We start from the raw sequence: 845 nt of genomic DNA, 5'->3' as shown, positions 1-845 counted from the left end.
TAGACATTATATAGATTAAATTGTTATATGACTCATTTTGTGACTGACTCTGAAGTTGTGTAATCCACAAGCAATAAGAATCACCATATCTTCGAAACCGAATTTATGGCATCTGAATCGTTCTTTGACAATACGGCATTTTTTCATACCACCTATGGCATGCTCCACTTTAATCCTGATTCCGGAAATCCGCTTGTTCTCTTGCTTTTCAACAGCAGTAAGCTCTTTTCCTTTAGGTTTCTTTTTGGGCATACATATTTCAACTCCATCCGGTCTGTGTCCGATGAAACCTGTATCTTGCCAGAGCCTGATACTCATCACAAATCTTTTTGTCATGGACATGACCTTTGTATGTGGAGCTCAGCCATACAATCCTGAGTTGGTTGGTACATAGCAAGTTATTCTTTATGCTATGAGTTTTTTTTACCACTATAGCATGCTGACTGCCTGTCTTCATCCAAAGGGCGTTGAATAGGTCGCTCTGTTCCGTCCAACAAGACTTCTTCGCATCCTTGAAGAATGTGAATCAGACGTTTGGAATTACGGTCCGGTAATTCACCAAGCGTTTTCAATGTACGCCGGAGAATATCAGAAAGAAGGTGAATCCATCTATTGGCCTGGGGCTGGGTCATCTCAAACTGAATAGCATGGAGTTCCTGAAGAGGATTAGTCTTCAAATATACCAATATGAAGAACAGTTTGTCCTGAATCAGAGGCAATACACTGGTCTTCCTGTTGTAAGATATACGTTGACGCACTTTACCTTCCAAGGTAAAATGGCTGTAATATTCATCCCAATGGTACTTGAAAGTTGTTAGTAAGGCATCAAACTCAACAGGAGTTAA

1 protein-coding gene and 1 pseudogene are annotated in these 845 nt (G+C 40.2%); both read right to left on the bottom strand.

The features are described from left to right. Positions 1–15: 15 nt before the first annotated feature. Positions 16–457, bottom strand: a pseudogene (locus tag ACESPU_RS21690) (transposase family protein). Continuing rightward, positions 411–845: transposase family protein (locus ACESPU_RS21685; protein ID WP_373133661.1), on the bottom strand; the 435-nt coding region annotated here is incomplete at its 5' end. The gene ACESPU_RS21685 and the pseudogene ACESPU_RS21690, both read right to left, overlap by 47 nt.

Origin of the sequence: Parabacteroides sp. 20_3, from assembly GCF_964238835.1 — a bacterium.
In the GTDB taxonomy this organism is placed as follows: domain Bacteria; phylum Bacteroidota; class Bacteroidia; order Bacteroidales; family Tannerellaceae; genus Parabacteroides; species Parabacteroides distasonis.
This window is presented reverse-complemented; position numbering and strand designations above follow the sequence as displayed.